This is a genomic window from Algoriphagus boritolerans DSM 17298 = JCM 18970 (assembly GCF_900108085.1).
GTDB classification, from domain to species: Bacteria; Bacteroidota; Bacteroidia; order Cytophagales; family Cyclobacteriaceae; genus Algoriphagus; species Algoriphagus boritolerans.
This window is the reverse complement of record NZ_FNVR01000022.1, coordinates 1-16,886: the sequence shown is the minus strand read 5'-3', so window position 1 is coordinate 16,886 and position 16,886 is coordinate 1. Positions and strand designations below refer to the sequence as shown.

The window sequence follows — 16,886 nt, the reverse complement described above, 5'->3', positions numbered from 1 at the left end:
TGACAATCAAATTTATTTTTCAGTCAACACTCATCTCACCAACCAAAAATGAAAATAAGCAAAAAAGATTTCGACGAAATGCAGAAGAAGTACAAAGAGGAAGTAGGACAAGGACAACCCGGCAAAAACCCAAAAGGCAATGTCACCAAACAAACAGAATGGGTATTCTTTGATCGGGAAACGCTTCAAAACATCCTGGATCAAGCGGATCAAGATGGAAAAACAGGCGGAATTAAATTTTACCTTACCGAATATACCGAATCACTGGCCAATCAGTGGCATCCAAAGGATCCGGATGAGTACAGCGGGAGTATCACACTTGTGCTCAAGGCCGCCAACCTCAAAAACGGGAAGCCTGTTGATGTCGAATCAATAAATCAGGAAGATGTGGAGTATGATAACGATGGAGTGAAATGTCCTCCTACCTGTCAATTTTGATTTGACCAAGAGAAATGCTTGATTTTTGGTCTAGAGTCAACAATTGGTACTTCTACATTTTATCAGGGATTTTTATTCTGGCTGTGATCCTATTCTTTTTTTTAGAAAAAAACAAAAGGAAAAAGCCCGAATATTACCTCTCCTTTAGTTTGATCCTGCTCTCTGTATTCTATGAATATTTGGCAGCGGCTACTGTACAATTTATAGAAATTAACAAATGGCTTTACGGGATTTTTAATTACCCTCAAGAAAACAATTACAACCTCTGGGTATATAATTTCTTTGGGTATCACATTACCTCGCTCCTTTTTTTAGCGCTGATCTATCATTACTTATTCAGTCCCCTCAAAAAGAACATAATCAAGGGATTGTCACTTTTCTTTATTTTTTCCTATGTAATATTTCAGGCGCTGGGGATTGAATCACTATTCGAGCAACAGACCTACTCGATTTTTGTAGGATATTCTGCGGTGATTATTGCTTGTGGACTTTACTTCATGGAATTGATCTCTCATCCCGGGTATTTAGAAATCAATCCCTTGAAAGCCTTTTCGTTTTGGCAGGTAACTGTGATTTTGTTTAATAAAAGTCTTAAATTTTTACTCGAAATTTCCTTTAATTATATCATCAGTGTCAGCATGAATCTCATGTCCTCATTATACCTGATTTCCAAAATCACATGGATATTGGTCTTATGTTCGTTCTTATTCACAATTTTACTAAATACCCGTTTTTTCAAAGCAAAAGAACTGTCTTATGAGTGAGCAAGAAAGCCAAATCGCTTTGATTTTTTTTGGAGGTGCTTTTCTTATCATAATGATGTCCACATTCATCGTTTCGATGGTGGTACTACATCGACAGCGGCAAGTACAGAATCGACAGAAACTTGATCACCTGAAAGCCGAAAATGAGAAGATGCTCCTCCATGTGGAAAATGAAATCCAGCAGGAAACACTCTCCCATATCGGGCGTGAACTTCATGACAACATAGGACAGCTTCTATCTCTTGCCAAGATAAGTCTACATTCTTCCAAACCTGAAAAACAGGCAGAGGGCAAGGAATACATCGTGCAGATCATCAAAGAAGTGAGGGCCTTATCCAAGACTTTAAATTTGGATTGGGTAGAATCCATCACCTTGGATGAATTCATCTCCCAACAGCTGGAAAAAATTCAGTCCACCGGGTTTTGTCAAACCACCTTTGAATCGGACCATTCTTTTCTGGAATTGAGTAAGAATCAAAAGCTGGTCCTCATCCGGGTGATACAGGAATGTCTCAACAATGCCATAAAACATGCGCATCCTAATCGGATTTCCATCCATATCGCCAAAAATCGATCCTTGCGTAAAATCGAAATAGTAGACGATGGTGCCGGCTTTGATACCAGTCAGCAATCCCAGGGAAGCGGGATGATTAACTTAAAAAAAAGAATGGAAACCATCGGAGGCCACTTTTCTCTGACATCCAAAGTCGGAAACGGAACTCATATCACTTTGGAGTTGCCATTTTGAATTAAGAGACTTAAATTCCAAAATCCTTAGTAATCACTCGCTCTCAACTGACTACGCTATTTTCTTAATAAAATGATCCAAATCGCACTTGCCGATGACCATAAATTATTTGCAAAAGGACTGGAAGGACTCATCGAAGAACATGATGGTTTTTTGGTAAAGGGGCTCTTCCCCAATGGGAAAGAATTATTGGAATTTCTTGACGAAACAAACGTGGATATTGTTTTGACCGATCTTAATATGCCAATAATCGACGGGTTTGGAGTCTTAAGGCATTGCAAGAAACATCATCCACAACTAAAAGTCATCGTCCTGTCCATGTATGACGATGAGAAAATATTCAAGGAATGCATCAAACTGGGTGCAGAGGCTTTCATCCTTAAAGATGCTGACCCGGACGAACTGATCTTCACCATCAATGAGGTCCATGAAGGCCGGTATCTTATCGACTTCCAACGGGTAATCCAGCAAGCTGATTTATCTCCTTTTTTTGATGCATTCCGGGAAAAATACCGGCTTTCCAAACGTGAAACCCAAATCCTGAGAATGATCAGTGACGGGATGCTCAACCGTGAAATCGCCGATAACCTCAGCCTGAGTGTCCAGACCATAGAGACTCACCGGAAAAATATCCATCAAAAACTGCAAGTCACTTCCCGCGTCGAACTGATCAAAAAGGTCAACGAGATGCACCTTTAACCTCCTATCTTATGAATACGCCCATTCGAACTGCCCTGGTAGGCTATGGTTCCGTTGCCGAAAAAATGCATACCCCGCTGATATCGGTCTGTCCCGACCTGGATTTTGTGGCAGTGGTGGAGCGAAACGGCAATCGATGTGAGGAAAAATTCCCCAATGTGCGGACTTTTCGAAGTCTCGAGGCCTTATTGGAAGGGGATTTTGCAGACCTAATCTGCATCACCACGCCCAATGAATTTCACTTTCCGATGGCAAAGCAGTGTTTGCTGGCCGGAAAGCATGTCGTTATAGATAAGCCGGTTACGATTTATTCCCATGAAGCAGCCGAATTGGAGGAAATTGCAGCTCAAAAAAAGCTGGTCTGCAGCATCTTTCATAACCGTCGCTACGATGGAGATTTTCGCACTCTGCAAAAATTGGTTGCAGACCAGACGCTTGGAGACTTAGTTTATCTGGAATCACATTTTGACCGGTTTCGTCCGACCGTTTCAGAAAACTGGCGCGAAAAAGATGTACCCGGAAATGGCATAACCTATGACTTGGGTTCGCATTTGATTGACCAGGTTGTCCTGCTCTTTGGCAAGCCGGATTCCATTTTCTCAGACATCCAGAAACAACGAAAAAACGCCATTGCAGACGATTATTTTGATATTTCACTCTTCTATCCCTCCTTCAAAGCTCGGGTGACAGCCGGAGTGCTGGTAAATGCTCCGACGCCGAAATTTTTACTTTTGGGGCAAAAAGGGAGCTATCAAAAGTTCTATCTCGATGTGCAGGAACAAGCTTTCAAAGATGGAAGAATTCCCGAAGGAAAGGATTGGGGAGTAGATCCGGAAGAACGCTGGGGAAAGCTTTATCTCGAAAATGAAACGATTCCTTACCCAACTTTGAATGGCGATTACCGGATTTTTTATCAAAATGTCGCCGATGCAATACGTAAAGAGGCAGAACTGCAAGTGACTTTGCCTCAGACTATTTCTGTACTGAAAATCATTGAGGCGGCATTTAAAAGTGCCGGGGAAGGAAGGAAAATCACCAGTAACGAAAGCAACTGGTGATTTATTTGGCCTAGGCTTTGTCTTAGGCAAGGCCTAACCAACGTAATGTAAACCCTATGAAAAAGCTGTTCTTTTTCTCAATCTTCTTTCTTGGAATTATTTCCATTTCACAAGCTCAAGTGAGTGCCGGTATCAACTTTCAAAATACCCGAACATTCATCACAATAGGAACCGATCCTGACAAGGAGTTTTTCGGCGAAGCCCGCTTAGGACTGGGTAGGGCAATCGGTTTGGAGCTGGTGGGGGCATACAATTTTGTCAGAAAATCTGATGTCAATGCTTATGTGGGAGTAGGTCTCGGTCTTTTTGATCATTATTACAGCAGACGGGACAGGTACTATAACGGAACCTATTTGGTCGTTCCATTTGGAGTATTGATCAAACCCCTGGACAATAAGAATTTTGGATTTTTGATCGAAGCTGCACCGGTCTTTTATGATGAATACGGCAGCTACCTGCGTGGCGGTATTGGATTTAAATACACCTTTAGGTAAAAAATAGAAGGGAAGACAGGAGGTGATAGGCCGAAAAAGCTGAAATATAACTTTGCTCTTATTTTCTCGAATTAGCTCCATTTCTAGAGCAAAAGCAGATATCCAACTAACTAGAAGTCGTTTTATGAAGAAAGCCTCCTGAAAGACAATTTCGGAGGCTTTATCATGTCAGAGAAAAAGGGTGATTCCAAAACGGGGTTGAATCATAAACCCAGCCTTGAATTCGGATTGAGAGCTGTTTCCTTCTTGTAAAAACTTTGTTTTTTCATAATGAATCAAATTGGTTTGCATGTGAACTCCAAGTTTAGGACTGATCAAATACTGCAATCCTAGAACCGCTTGTGCCGATAGGGTTCTTCGAGATAGACCCGACTCCACTCCCGTTGGCTCATTGTAAACAACTCTTGGTTTAACCCAGAAAATCTCCGATCCAGCTTCAGCAAAAAACGATAGATCCTCATTTATTGGCATATACTTCCGGAGAAAGAGACCTCCTCCATAAGTGAATTCATTGCTCTTTTTGAATTCATTAGGCAAGTTCTGATCGTAGTCTTTGTTTCTAAACCAAGAATTTCCAAATAATCCTGACACTCCCAATGCATAGTTGTTGGCAACAAAATAGCCTACTTTTGGATGGAATGAGTAACCTGTAGTAGGATCAAACTTTTCATCGTCAGCAAGATTTGTCATCCTGCTTCTTTCCAATCCCGCACTTCCTTCCAGCATCCAGAAACCTTTTTGCATCTGCGCATTGGTCTCCATTGACCAAAGGCTTAAAACCAAAATAACTAATGTAATTCTCTTCATTTCTTATTCAAGAAAAAGTGCGCCCCAATAAAAAATGCATCGGTGCTTAGATTAAAATTAAAGGAATTAATTCTCTGGTCAGCGAAACTTGAACCAACTTCATTTTTATCCACTGTATGGGAAAATGAAAGCGGATTCATGGACAAATCGATGCTCATCCAATTAGTCGGAAAAAATGCCAAGCCTAAAGATGTGCCGATATGAAAAACGTTGAGACTCCGTTCATAATTTTGGTTAGGAGAATTAGAATAGGTTTGTTTGGTTTTCCCTGCGCTGTAACCCAGATCGGCTTGACCGTAGAAAGCTACCCATTCTCTGACAGGAAAATATCGTCGAACAAAAGGCCCAAAACCGAATCGATTGGATTCGTAACTAGATTCTTGCCCATTGTAGGAGTTTTCACTATTGTAAGATAAAGCATCGAAAACCAAACCGACCAGTGTCCGATCAGACACAAATACTCCCAAAATTGGACTGATATTCAAACTGTTTGTTTTACTAATTTGGCCCGGCAATCCTGGATTAAAAGTTGAAGAGGAGTAATTTAGCGTTCCTCCAAGCAGCTTATTTCCTTTCTCGAATTGGGCAAAGCTGCCAAAAGAAAGCAGCAAAAGTGGTAAAATGAAAAGAAGTCTTTGGTGCATGTAGTGTGGAATTTAGTTAAATAATATCTGCACCAACGGAGGTTGTACTTATTAGTTTAAAATTTTAACAATTTTCTGAATAAAATTTACAGGCCGAATTCTCTTTCTCTAAAACCTAAATCGATCCTGAAACTGAGATAAGAAGGCAAAAAATCCTGCTTTAAAGACCTTTGAAAACTGAAGATAACCTTTCAAATCAATTTGTTTCCTTATTTTTGCGGCCTATGGCAAATACAGAAACTCCGGGCGAAAACGCTCAATTGAAAGATATTATTTCCCATGCCAAAGAGTATGGTTTTGTGTACCCAAGTTCGGAAATCTATGACGGCCTGCAGGCGGTCTATGATTACGGGGCTTACGGAGTAGAATTGAAAAACAACCTGAAGCGACTTTGGTGGGAAACCATGACTCGCGTGCAAGATAATATCGTCGGGATTGACGCTTCCATTTTTATGCATCCAACCACTTGGAAAGCATCGGGACATGTGGATTCTTTCAACGATCCGATGATCGACAACAAAGACAGCAAGAAGCGCTACCGTGCTGATGTCCTCGTCGAAGAGCATGCCGCCAAACTCGAAAAAGAAGGTCAGGAAGAAAAAGGGAAGTCACTTACTGCTGCTTTAGCAAGATTACTTGAAGCCGAAGACCTCGATGGGGTGCGTGACCTGATCACTAACGAAGGCATCAAATGTCCGATCAGCGGCACCTCCAACTGGACGGATGTACGTCAGTTCAATCTGATGTTTTCCACTCAGGTGGGTTCGGTGGCCGAGGATTCCTCCACCATTTATTTGCGTCCGGAGACTGCTCAGGGGATTTTTGTCAATTTCCTGAATGTGCAGAAAACGGCCCGAATGAAGGTTCCTTTCGGTATCGCACAGATCGGAAAAGCCTTCAGAAACGAGATCGTTGCCCGTCAGTTCATTTTCAGAATGCGGGAATTTGAGCAGATGGAAATGCAGTTTTTCATCCGTCCCGGTACCGAAATGGACTGGTATACCTATTGGGCTGAAACGCGTATGAAATGGCATTTGGCTTTGGGTACCCCCGCAGAAAAGCTCAAAAAACACGACCACGAAAAATTGGCTCATTATGCCAATGCCGCAATGGATATCGAATTTGAGTTTCCGTTTGGATTCAAAGAAGTGGAAGGAATCCACTCCCGTACCGATTTTGACCTGAAAAGCCATCAGGAATTTTCCCGCAAAAAGCAGCAATACTTTGACCCGGAGATCAATCAGAATTACATTCCGTATGTGATTGAGACTTCTATCGGTGCGGATCGACTGTTCCTGTTGACACTTTGCAATGCCTTTACTGAAGAGCGTTCGGAAGAAAAAAGCAGAACCTATCTGAAGTTCCATCCGGCGATCGCACCGGTGAAAGCCGCCATTTTTCCTATCGTGAAAAAGGACGGTCTTCCTGAAAAAGGCAAGGAAATCATGGAATTGCTGAAATATGACTTCAACGTCATCTATGAAGATGCAGCTTCGATTGGTAAGCGCTATGCACGTCAAGATTTGATCGGGACGCCATTCTGTATTGCGGTTGATCATCAGACTTTGGAAGACAATACCGTCACCATCCGTCACCGTGATACCACTGAGCAAGAGCGTGTAGCGATCGCCGAACTTCACGGAAGAATTGCAGAGGCGACTAGCTTTAGAAGGATATTTGAGAAATTGGGATAACCGATCTTCGATTTAAACATCCATCAGATTAATTTCTAGCGACTTATTGATGGATTAAATCTCAAAGACCCTTAGTCCCAATGCCGGAAGCATTACCAGACTATCAAGTTAAGGATACTTTTCACAAAGAGAACAGTTATAAAGTTATGAATAGATAAACCAGTTTAAAACCTATTATTAAGTAGCGAGATTAATTTTAAATAGAACTTTGTGATATACTGGAAAAGTTCTACCAAATGTGTTAGAAAGTTCTAATTTTAAATTCAATTTCAAACAAACATGTAATAGAATACCTATATTAGTTAGCTTAATGTTATTTTTTGAAAAACCATAGGTTATGAAACTTAAGGGAAAATATGTCCTCCTCATGATAGGGCTTTTAGAGTTTACAGATGTTTTTTCACAAGATAGATCATGGACTGAAGATTCCTTGGGCTATTATGAAGAAACCTTTTGGTCTCAAGTCAAATCCCAAAAGTCTAAGGAGGCAAAAGAGACAGTTGATGCTATTATCGACAAAGGTTCTGCAGAGCTGACCCCAGAGGTAGTTGATTTCTTCAAGGGATCCTTACAAAGGTCCAAGGAGATTCCATATCCTGAGGTTTTGGGTAATTTGGAAATTGGTCTGGGCACCTTGGAGTATTACAGAGGAGATATCACTGCTGCCAAGGAGGCTTTCAAGAGAGCCAAGATTATCTATTCAAAAGCCGAAATGCTCAATCAAACAGCAGGAATGGCAATGAATATCGGCGTAATGCATGAAAAGGGCGGGTTTTTTGATTCCGCTATTTTAAACTATCAGGAGGCTTTACCCATTTTTGAAATTCAAAAGGATAATGAATCCTTAGCTAGTGTCAATGAAAATATAGGGTTTGCTTATGTCAAAAGATCCGAATACCAGAAATCTTTGGAGTTTTTTGCAAAAGCGGATTCATTATTGGCCACCTACCTAGATTCGCTTGACACCCGATGGGTTGGATTTTACACCAATATACACTTAGCGCTGGATGGACTAAATCGACAAAATGAAGGCCTTCAAGCCTTACTAAAAGCACTTAGAATTGCTGAGCATAACAAAAACGAGATCCTTATCGGTAAGATTTACTACCAACTTTCGGGCACCTACGGCTTTATGGGCGATGACCAAAAAGAATATAAAGCCCTGATGACCGCCAAAGCCAAATTGAAAGAAAGCCAAAACTTGCTTGATATCGCCAATCTGAATTCAGCTTTTGTTCGCTATCATTTCGGTTCTGGAAACTTGGACTCGGCTGTGTACTATGCACAAAAATGCCTCGCTTTTTTTGAGCCATACGGGTTTACCGAAGAGGTGGGGGTTACTTATGGAATGTTGGGCAATGTGGAGTTTCAGAAAGAAAATTACGGCCCGGCTATTTCATATTTTAAAAAAGCTTTGGACAATTTTAGTGATCAAAACTCGCAGGATTACGCGGGGTACTTATTCAACATTGGATTTGCTTACAATAAGCTCGGCGATTCCAAAGCTGCACTGGATTTTCTAGAAAAATCCCTTGACCTCAGGAAAAAACTCAATATCGCGGCAGACCTTCAGGAGTCCTATCAGGGACTGGCAGAAACCTATCAACGCATCGGAGATTACAGGAAGGCCTTCGAAAACCTTACCCTCTATCAGGCCTACAAAGATTCGGTCTTCAATGAAACCAAAAACAAACAGTTGGCGGAACTGGAAACTCAATACCAAACAGAGAAAAAAGACCAAGCCATTGCCGCGCTAGAACAGGAAAAGGAGCTTCAAGAGCTGCAAACTCAAAAGCAACAAGCGCAGCTCTACCTAAGTATTGGTGGACTGGTGATTTTATTGGCAGTTGCTGGATTACTCTACAGACAATCTACCCTACGAAAAAAATACAACGGGGAACTGGAAACCAAAAACAGGGAAATTGCCAAACAAAATGCCGAACGGGAATTATTGTTGAAGGAAATTCACCACCGAGTTAAAAATAACCTTCAGATTATTTCAAGCCTGCTGAGTATGCAAACCCGTAGCCTGAAAGACGATAAAATGAAAGATGCAATGAAGGAAAGTCAAAGCAGGGTGAAGACCATGGCCCTCATCCACGAAAAGCTCTATCAATACGAAAACCTCTCCAAGATCAACATGCAGGAATACCTTCAGCAGTTGAGTGAATTCCTGACACAGACCTATCGATCTGATAAAGACATCAAAATAACCATCGATGCAGCCGACATCAATATGGATATGGATACGGCTATTCCTTTGGGATTAATTACCAATGAATTGCTATCAAATTCGCTAAAATATGCCTTTGAAGATCGGGAATACGGAGAGATTAAAATTAGTTTTACTCGACTGGAATCAGGTTATTTTAAACTTTTGATCACTGATACCGGTAAAGGCCTGGATGGAAATCTCGACATCGATACGACCAAATCCCTAGGACTGAAACTGGTCAGAACCCTCACTAGGCAGATCAATGGGCAGCTTCGAATTATGAATCAACCCGGAGCCACTTTTGAGATCGACTTCAGCGAGCAGAATTTGGCAGCATGATAGACAATTCCCCCAACTCCTGTTTTGACTATAATTCATTGTAGAGTGGACTTTAAACCAAGTCTTGGAAGTTGAAATTGTCACCCCTCAGTTAAGTTCGAAAAAGAAATTACCGAACACAAGTTTACCTAAAAGCGACCCATTTATAACCCAACAGAATTGAATAAACTGAAAATTTTAATTGTAGAAGATGAACTGGTCATCGCAGAAGACCTGAGAGAAACACTTGAAGAATTAGGCTATGAGGTTTGTGGCATTGCTATCAGTAGTCGAGAAGCCTTGGCTTTAATCGAAGAAAAATCCCCCGATCTCGCCCTGTTGGACATTCAGATCAAAGGCGGAAAGGACGGAATTGAACTGGCTGCTGAGATCAACGAGAATTATCATTTGCCTTTCCTTATGTTGACCTCCCATGCGGACATCCAAACGATCAACAGAGCCAAAGAAGTAAATCCCTACGGGTATTTGGTCAAGCCATTTAATGAAAAGGAAATTTTAGCAGGGATTGAACTGGCAATGGCAAACTTTGGCAAAGCGCAAAACAGAAAAAAAGAAGAAGATCCCGCACAGGATTTTGTACTTAGCGATAGCCTATTTATCCGGACCAATGGGATGCTCGTAAAGCTCAAACTCCAAGATATTATCTACTTGGAGGCCGATGCAAATTATACCCAAGTTTATACCAGAGACAAAAAATTTGTGGTCCGGTCTACACTCAAGGATCTGGAAGGAAAATTGGATCCAAATCGTTTTGTACGGATTCATAAATCTTTTTTGATCAACCTGGGAGAAATCGACAGTATTCAAGCCGAATCGGTTTACATCTCAGGGAAGGAGATTCCTATAAGTCGAAATCAATACAGCTGGCTTCTGCAGCAAATCAAAATGTTATAAAGTGCAAATTGACATTTTTTGTCTGTTCTTTCACAATCTATGGGAGTTACTCCCAATTACCTAGATGTAGGGTAAATTTGTAAATAGTTTCAATGGCTTAAAGAAAAAATTAAATCCATTGAATCATGAAAATCTCAATCCCGCCTCAAAGAAGCACTTTACCACCATTTTTTGCTCGATTTCTCCATTCCGGACACATGCCTGATTATTTTATTTTGATGCATTACCTCAATCGTTAGAAATCCCAATTCCTGGATTTGAAAATCACGGGAAAGTCCAAGTTACCCCACCGAAATGCTATGGACAGTCACAAACCTGAAATCAACCAAATCCAATTTACTTTCAGCAACGGTTCTTACCAACCACCTGTATTCCAAAACTAAATTCCCGGTACCTATTCTTTAACCTGACACATGCAAAAAACTATTTTCCTGGAAGGAAAAACTATGGAGCCACCTAAAATTATAATCCTAACCAATGAAGAAAATCAACTCGACTTGCTTAGCGATCTTTTTAACGCTGCTGGATGTACGGTGAAAAGGTTTGATTTAACCAAAAAAGATGCACTAACAATTATTAACGATAGCACAGCTACCCTTGCCGTTTTGGATATCCAAGTCAACTCTATCAAGTCCGATACAAATAGAATTGACCCTATTTTTGAAAAAAACCCATTACTTAAAGAACCAAAAGATTTCAAAAACAGGCAAGCATCGAATAATGGAAACATCAGATATTCCGGTGACAAAAAGGAACAGTTGAAGACGACGGAGGATAGGTCATCCATCCCATCCTCTTGCCAAAGCTTGATTGAGCCAAAGGAGCCCAAATCTTCCCATGGTTTGATTTTTAAAGAGAACCTGTTTATCCGTTCTAACAGCCAATTAATAAAACTCAAGTTAGAGGATATTATCTATTTAGAAGCTGACGCTAATTATACTCAGGTTTTTACCACAGAAAAAAAATATATCATCCGAGCCTCTATGAAGGAGCTGCAAGGAAAGCTGGATAACAAACGATTTGCCAGAGTACATAAATCCTTTATGATCAATTTGGAAAAAATTGAATGTATCCAATCCGAGTCCATCCAAATCGCGGGAAAAGAAATCCCAATTGGTAGACCTCAATACAGTTGGCTACTACGCCAGATCAAGATTTTATAGTCTGCTGGATTGACATTTTTTCACACTTCTTCGACAAGAAATGTAGCTTCTTCCCAAGTTCAAAATGCGCGCAAGTAATGAATGTAAATTCAGAGGTATGATTTCCATCTGACTATGAAAGCTACAAAGACCCTTCCTCAACCATTTTTTTTTACCCGCTTCTCCCGGTTTTTCACTACGGAAAACCCCAGTCTAAATCTCAGTCTCGGTAACGTATTTCTCTGTGATCCAAAACGCTCCCAAACTAACACATCAAAATCATAAGCCCTAGATTAAAACATTTATACGATGCTTTTCAACTTAACTAATCAACAAAACATGGGGATTCATGAGCTATTCGAAAATCAAACTCTTGAAACTCCTTCTAATATCGCCCTAATTTTTGAGGGGCAAGAATTGACCTACTCCGAATTAAATGGCCAAGCAAATCAATGGGCCTTATACCTGAGATCTCTGGGTATTGGTCAAGAAAGTATAGTTGGAATTTGTATGCGACGGTCTCCGGAATTGATCATAAGCATCTTGGCAATATGGAAGGCTGGTGGTGCTTATTTACCCCTTGACCCGGATTATCCACAGGACAGGCTGCAGTACATGTTGGAAGACTCTGGCATCAGCTGCGTTCTTTCACATAGTGCAACCCAAACTGCTTCTGAACAACTTTTTCAAAAATTCAGTGGGAAAGTTTTGGTCTGGGAAAGTCTCCAAAAAGAATTAGTCAACTACCCAACTCAAGACTTAGCACTCCAGATCGAAGATTCCGATCTTTCCTATATTATCTACACTTCCGGATCAACAGGAAAGCCAAAAGGCGTGATGATCGAGCATAGAAATGCCGTCAATCTAGCTCATGCACTGCATCAATTTATAGCTCTAAAGCCCGGAGAAAGAGTTTTACAGTTTGCTTCCATCAGCTTTGACGCTTCTGTCCTTGAACTTATTCTGGCGCTAACCTCAGGATCTGCTCTGGTCATGGCAAGCAAGGAAAACCTCATGCCGGGCACAGCGCTGACTGACACCATCAATCGCCACCAAGTCAACATCACGCTGCTTTCGCCAACAGCGCTCAACCAACTCAATCCTGATCAACTACCTTCCTTGGACACCGTATTGAGTGGAGGAGAGGCACTCCCGCTGACTACGGCACAAAAGTGGGCTTCTGCTAAAACACTCATCAATGCCTACGGCCCTACTGAGATTACTGTCTGTGCAACCATGTGTAGGGTGGATCCTAAAACAGACGGGATCACCATCGGGGTTCCTCTGCCAAACTACCAATGCCTCATATTGGATCCGGAAGGAAACCAACTTCCCATCGGAATTTCCGGAGAGCTTTACATCGGAGGTGCCGGCTTAGCAAGAGGCTATCTGAACCGTCCCGATCTGACGGAAGAGAAGTTTGTACCGAACCCATTCCACCCCGGAACGAAAATGTACCGATCCGGGGACCTCGCCCGATGGCTTCCCACAGGAGAGATCGAGTACCTGGGCAGAATCGACCAACAGGTCAAAATCCGCGGATTCCGCATCGAACTCGGAGAGATCGAAAGTGCGCTCCTTTCTGAGAGTGCCATCACCGAAGCTGCCGTCACCGTCCGTCAGGATCACCAGGATGAAAAATATCTCTGTGCCTATTACGTCTCTGAAACAGAGAAGACCGTGGATGAACTCAGAAGATTCCTTGGCCAGACCCTGCCCGACTTTATGATTCCTGCCCGCTTTGTGGCCATGGAAAAACTCCCCCTGAGCCCTTCCGGCAAAATTGACCGAAAAGCCCTACCCGAACCAGGAGAAACAATTACGACAGGGGCTGAATTTGTGGCTCCATCAACCGAACTAGAAATAAGGATTATACGACTCTATGCACAGCTATTAAGTCTAGTATCAGAATCGATCAGTACCAAAGATAGCTTCTTAGCCCTTGGTGGAGATTCCTTGAAATCCGCCCAGCTAGCAGGAAGGCTTTCGCAGGAAACTGGGACTTTTATCTCGGTAAAGGATATTTTCACTAATCCTACAGCAAGCGGATTAGCTGCCTTGATCAGCTCCAAGGGAAAATCAGAGACTGTAAAAATCACAAAGGCGCCCGTTTTGGACTCCTATCCGCTGGCTTCAGCCCAGAAGCGGGTCTACCTTCATTCCCTTCAGCAGGGCTCCGACTCAGTGCTGTATAATTTGCCGGCAGTTTACGAAGTAGAGGGTTTACTTGATCACCAACTACTTACCAAGGCTTTTCAAGAAGTAGTTAACAACTATGATGCCTTCAGGATTTCGTTTCTGATGGACGGGGAAGTTCTGCGGCAACGGGTTCTCGATCGGGTGATTGTCGAAATTCCTGTGCACACTGTTTTGGAGAATGAAATTGAGGAATCTCTCAAAAACTGGGGATCAAAGCCTTTTGATCTGAGTCGACCCCCTTTGATTCGAATGGAGATTTGGCAGACGGAGCGTCAGCAATTTTTATTGATCGATACCCACCACATCATCATGGACGGAATGTCCTATGTGCCGTTTTTTCAAGCTCTATCCGATGCTTATTTGGGAAAAGAGCTTCATGCTGATACATTTTCATTCGTTGATTATTCCCACTGGCAACAGTCTGAAAATCAAAAATTGGCTCGAATAGAACAGTCTGGATTTTGGAAGTCAATGTATTCGCAAGGAATACCCTCTTTCGAGTTTCCAGTTGATTTTCAAGCTCTGACTATCCCAGACTCTGAAGGAGAAACTTATTTTTTCAATCTTGAGGAAGAGCTGTTTGCTGAGGTTAAAAAGTATTGCAAAGAAACAGGGACCACTCCTTTCATTTACCTCTACGCTGCATTCACATTATTGATTTCGAAATACGTCCAGTCTGAAGATGTGGTAGTCGCAACGACATCAGCAGGCAGAAATCTACCTGAGACTGAGGATATGATCGGTATGTTTGTCAATACATTGGCCGTCCGAAATCAAATAAATCCTGACTTACCGTTCAGTTCTTTTCTGGAAAACACCAAGCAACTTTTACTCTCTGCTTTTGAAAATGACGCCTATCCCTATGACGAACTGATCTCTGACCTCAGAGCAAAGGAGTTTGATGTGAATTCTGTTCAGGTCATGTTTACACTCCTTCAGGCGGGTTACGAATATCAGGCAATCGGGGGTCAATCAATCAATCTTCTCCGTGTAAAAAAGGAGACAACTCCCATGTTTGACCTAACCTTGAGTGGATTTGAAAATGAGGAAACTATTGGTTTTGAGTTTGAGTATAAGTGCAGATTCTTTAGCCTTGAACAGATCAAACTTCTCGCTGATCGCTTTTTGAATGTCTTGCGGATAGTAGTGAATGTTCCGCAAAAAACTGTTTCCACGATTCCTTTGATTTTAGGAGTGGAGGAAAAAACACTATCAATTTGGAACAACGATTCTCAGGAAATTCCCAAAAACGAAAATACCCTTCATTTTTTTGAATCAAAAGTCCTCGAGTTTCCTCATCAAACTGCCTTGCATTTTGAGAACCTGGAACTCAACTTTTCCCAACTCAATCACCAAGCTAACCAGCTTGCCCACTACCTGATTTCATCAGGGATTAAGAAAGAAAGCATTGTTGGAGTTTTCATGCAGCGATCTTCGGAGCTGATTATTTCCATCTTGGCAATTTGGAAAGCTGGAGCCGCTTATTTACCCCTTGATCCCGAATACCCTTCGGATCGATTGAAATTCATGTTGGAGGATTCTTCAAGTCATTATCTCCTAACGCACCTTCCTTGTAAGAAACAAATTGAAGAAAAATTAAGGAACTATTCAGGGGATCAGGTTTTTTGGGAACATATTCAGGATGAGCTTATAAAGCAACCTATTCAAAACCCAAACATATCCAACAGCAGTTCTGACCTTGCCTACATCATCTACACTTCGGGATCTACGGGCAGGCCAAAGGGAGTTCTTCTGGAGCATGGCGGGCTGGTCAATCTGATTTTGGCGCAGCGAGAACGGTTTTCGATCACTTCTTCTTCTAGGGTTCTCCAGTTTGCCTCGATCAGTTTTGATACCTCGCTGTGGGAAATTCTTCTTTCCCTTTGCGCTGGAGCTTCCTTGGTGATGGTCAAGCCTGAAAACCTGATGCTCGGCCAAAACTTGACCGATACGCTTAGGAAGTATCAAGTCACCCACTTTACCGCACCACCGTCTGTTCTTGCGGTGTTGAATCCGTCGGATTTTCCGGATCTGGAAGTGGTAGTCAGCGGCGGTGAGGCTTTGAAAAAAGAGACAGCCGCCTCCTGGGCTAAGCACAAAAAGCTTTTCAACGCCTATGGCCCCACTGAAGCAACCATCGAAGTGCTGGTCTCTGAGGTAAGTCCTGACCTTGATCAGGTCACGATAGGTAAACCGCTGCCCAATACCCAAGTGCATATTCTTGACCCACACGGAAACCAAGTTCCGATCGGTCTTCGGGGAGAGCTCCATATTGCAGGACTGGGACTGGCCCGAGGCTATCTGAACCGTCCCGATCTGACGGAAGAGAAGTTTGTACCGAACCCATTCCACCCCGGAACGAAAATGTACCGATCCGGAGACCTGGCACGTTGGCTCCCCTCCGGAGAAATCGAATTCCTGGGTAGAATCGATCAGCAGGTCAAAATCCGAGGATTCCGTATCGAACTCGGAGAGATTGAGGATAACCTCCTTGAATATCCGGGTATCATCGATGTAGCCGTGACGGTTCGTCAGTCATCCGACGGTGCAGACTTTCTCTCTGCCTACTACGTGTCTGATGTGGAGCACTCTGTTGTGGATTTGCGCAATTTTCTATCCCGTACTCTTCCGGCATACATGATTCCCGCTCGCTACATGCGGATGCAGGAATTTCCACTCACCCCAAATGGAAAAGTGGACCGCAAGGCTCTGCCTGATCCCGGAGAAACCATCGTCTCGGGAGCTGAATTT

The 16,886-nt window shown here is 42.3% G+C and carries 13 protein-coding genes; 11 read left to right on the top strand and 2 right to left on the bottom strand.

The genetic code is table 11. The features are described 5' to 3' along the window. Positions 1-48 precede the first annotated feature (48 nt). The 6 genes from C4S61_RS16040 to C4S61_RS16015 all read left to right on the top strand — a co-directional run bounded on the left by C4S61_RS16040 (position 49) and on the right by C4S61_RS16015 (position 4,201). Positions 49-438, top strand: a complete 390-nt coding sequence (locus C4S61_RS16040; RefSeq protein ID WP_103925821.1) for a molecular chaperone DnaK — start codon at positions 49-51, stop codon at positions 436-438. Between the two features lie 14 nt (positions 439-452). Beyond that, positions 453-1,202, top strand: coding sequence for a hypothetical protein (locus C4S61_RS16035; protein ID WP_103925820.1), 750 nt, complete (start codon positions 453-455; stop codon positions 1,200-1,202). Further along, positions 1,195-1,950 (top strand): sensor histidine kinase, encoded by a 756-nt coding sequence (locus tag C4S61_RS16030; RefSeq protein WP_103925819.1) that lies wholly within the window; start codon positions 1,195-1,197, stop codon positions 1,948-1,950. The genes C4S61_RS16035 and C4S61_RS16030 overlap by 8 nt, the downstream gene beginning before the upstream one ends. A gap of 72 nt (positions 1,951-2,022) precedes the next feature. After that, entirely contained in the window at positions 2,023-2,649 is a 627-nt protein-coding gene (locus tag C4S61_RS16025) for a response regulator transcription factor (protein ID WP_103925818.1), read from the top strand. 11 nt (positions 2,650-2,660) lie between these two features. After that, positions 2,661-3,707 (top strand): Gfo/Idh/MocA family oxidoreductase, encoded by a 1,047-nt coding sequence (locus tag C4S61_RS16020; protein WP_103925817.1) that lies wholly within the window; start codon positions 2,661-2,663, stop codon positions 3,705-3,707. Between the two features lie 56 nt (positions 3,708-3,763). Further along, positions 3,764-4,201: an outer membrane insertion C- signal gene (locus tag C4S61_RS16015; RefSeq protein ID WP_103925816.1), complete on the top strand. Its 438-nt coding sequence runs from the start codon at positions 3,764-3,766 to the stop codon at positions 4,199-4,201. A 168-nt stretch (positions 4,202-4,369) separates the two neighbouring features. On the opposite strand, the gene C4S61_RS16010 is transcribed toward C4S61_RS16015, so the two are convergent. Both C4S61_RS16010 and C4S61_RS16005 read right to left on the bottom strand, forming a co-directional pair. After that, complete coding sequence (locus tag C4S61_RS16010; protein ID WP_103925815.1) at positions 4,370-5,008, bottom strand: outer membrane beta-barrel protein; 639 nt, start codon at positions 5,006-5,008, stop codon at positions 4,370-4,372. Further along, positions 5,005-5,652 carry an outer membrane beta-barrel protein gene (locus C4S61_RS16005; protein WP_103925814.1) on the bottom strand — a complete coding sequence of 216 codons (648 nt, stop codon included), beginning with the start codon at positions 5,650-5,652 and terminating at the stop codon, positions 5,005-5,007. Before C4S61_RS16005 ends, C4S61_RS16010 begins: the two co-directional genes overlap by 4 nt. 224 nt (positions 5,653-5,876) lie before the next feature. Here C4S61_RS16005 and C4S61_RS16000 point away from each other — a divergent pair, with 224 nt between their 5' ends. The 5 genes from C4S61_RS16000 to C4S61_RS15980 all read left to right on the top strand — a co-directional run. Next, a complete protein-coding gene (locus tag C4S61_RS16000) occupies positions 5,877-7,346 on the top strand; it encodes a glycine--tRNA ligase (RefSeq protein ID WP_103925864.1) in 1,470 nt (489 codons plus the stop codon). A 337-nt stretch (positions 7,347-7,683) separates the two neighbouring features. Next, complete coding sequence (locus C4S61_RS15995) at positions 7,684-9,900, top strand: histidine kinase dimerization/phosphoacceptor domain -containing protein (protein ID WP_103925813.1); 2,217 nt, start codon at positions 7,684-7,686, stop codon at positions 9,898-9,900. Between the two features lie 159 nt (positions 9,901-10,059). Then, a complete protein-coding gene (locus C4S61_RS15990) occupies positions 10,060-10,794 on the top strand; it encodes a LytR/AlgR family response regulator transcription factor (RefSeq protein ID WP_103925812.1) in 735 nt (244 codons plus the stop codon). Positions 10,795-11,207: 413 nt separating this feature from the next. Then, positions 11,208-11,957, top strand: a complete 750-nt coding sequence (locus C4S61_RS15985; protein WP_103925811.1) for a LytR/AlgR family response regulator transcription factor — start codon at positions 11,208-11,210, stop codon at positions 11,955-11,957. Positions 11,958-12,245: 288 nt separating this feature from the next. Beyond that, a partial coding sequence (locus C4S61_RS15980; RefSeq protein ID WP_146064424.1) for a non-ribosomal peptide synthetase occupies positions 12,246-16,886 on the top strand: 4,641 nt, incomplete at its 3' end.

Excerpts from the sequence above, each read along its gene's own strand:
- C4S61_RS16015 (WP_103925816.1), top strand. The coding sequence starts at position 3,764 with ATGAAAAAGCTGTTCTTTTTCTCAATCTTCTTTCTTGGAATTATTTCC.
- C4S61_RS16030 (WP_103925819.1), top strand. The coding sequence starts at position 1,195 with ATGAGTGAGCAAGAAAGCCAAATCGCTTTGATTTTTTTTGGAGGTGCT.
- C4S61_RS15995 (WP_103925813.1), top strand. The coding sequence starts at position 7,684 with ATGAAACTTAAGGGAAAATATGTCCTCCTCATGATAGGGCTTTTAGAG.
- C4S61_RS16025 (WP_103925818.1), top strand. The coding sequence starts at position 2,023 with ATGATCCAAATCGCACTTGCCGATGACCATAAATTATTTGCAAAAGGA.
- C4S61_RS15985 (WP_103925811.1), top strand. The coding sequence starts at position 11,208 with ATGCAAAAAACTATTTTCCTGGAAGGAAAAACTATGGAGCCACCTAAA.
- C4S61_RS16040 (WP_103925821.1), top strand. The coding sequence starts at position 49 with ATGAAAATAAGCAAAAAAGATTTCGACGAAATGCAGAAGAAGTACAAA.
- C4S61_RS16000 (WP_103925864.1), top strand. The coding sequence starts at position 5,877 with ATGGCAAATACAGAAACTCCGGGCGAAAACGCTCAATTGAAAGATATT.
- C4S61_RS16035 (WP_103925820.1), top strand. The coding sequence starts at position 453 with ATGCTTGATTTTTGGTCTAGAGTCAACAATTGGTACTTCTACATTTTA.
- C4S61_RS16010 (WP_103925815.1), bottom strand. The coding sequence starts at position 5,008 with ATGAAGAGAATTACATTAGTTATTTTGGTTTTAAGCCTTTGGTCAATG.
- C4S61_RS16020 (WP_103925817.1), top strand. The coding sequence starts at position 2,661 with ATGAATACGCCCATTCGAACTGCCCTGGTAGGCTATGGTTCCGTTGCC.
- C4S61_RS16005 (WP_103925814.1), bottom strand. The coding sequence starts at position 5,652 with ATGCACCAAAGACTTCTTTTCATTTTACCACTTTTGCTGCTTTCTTTT.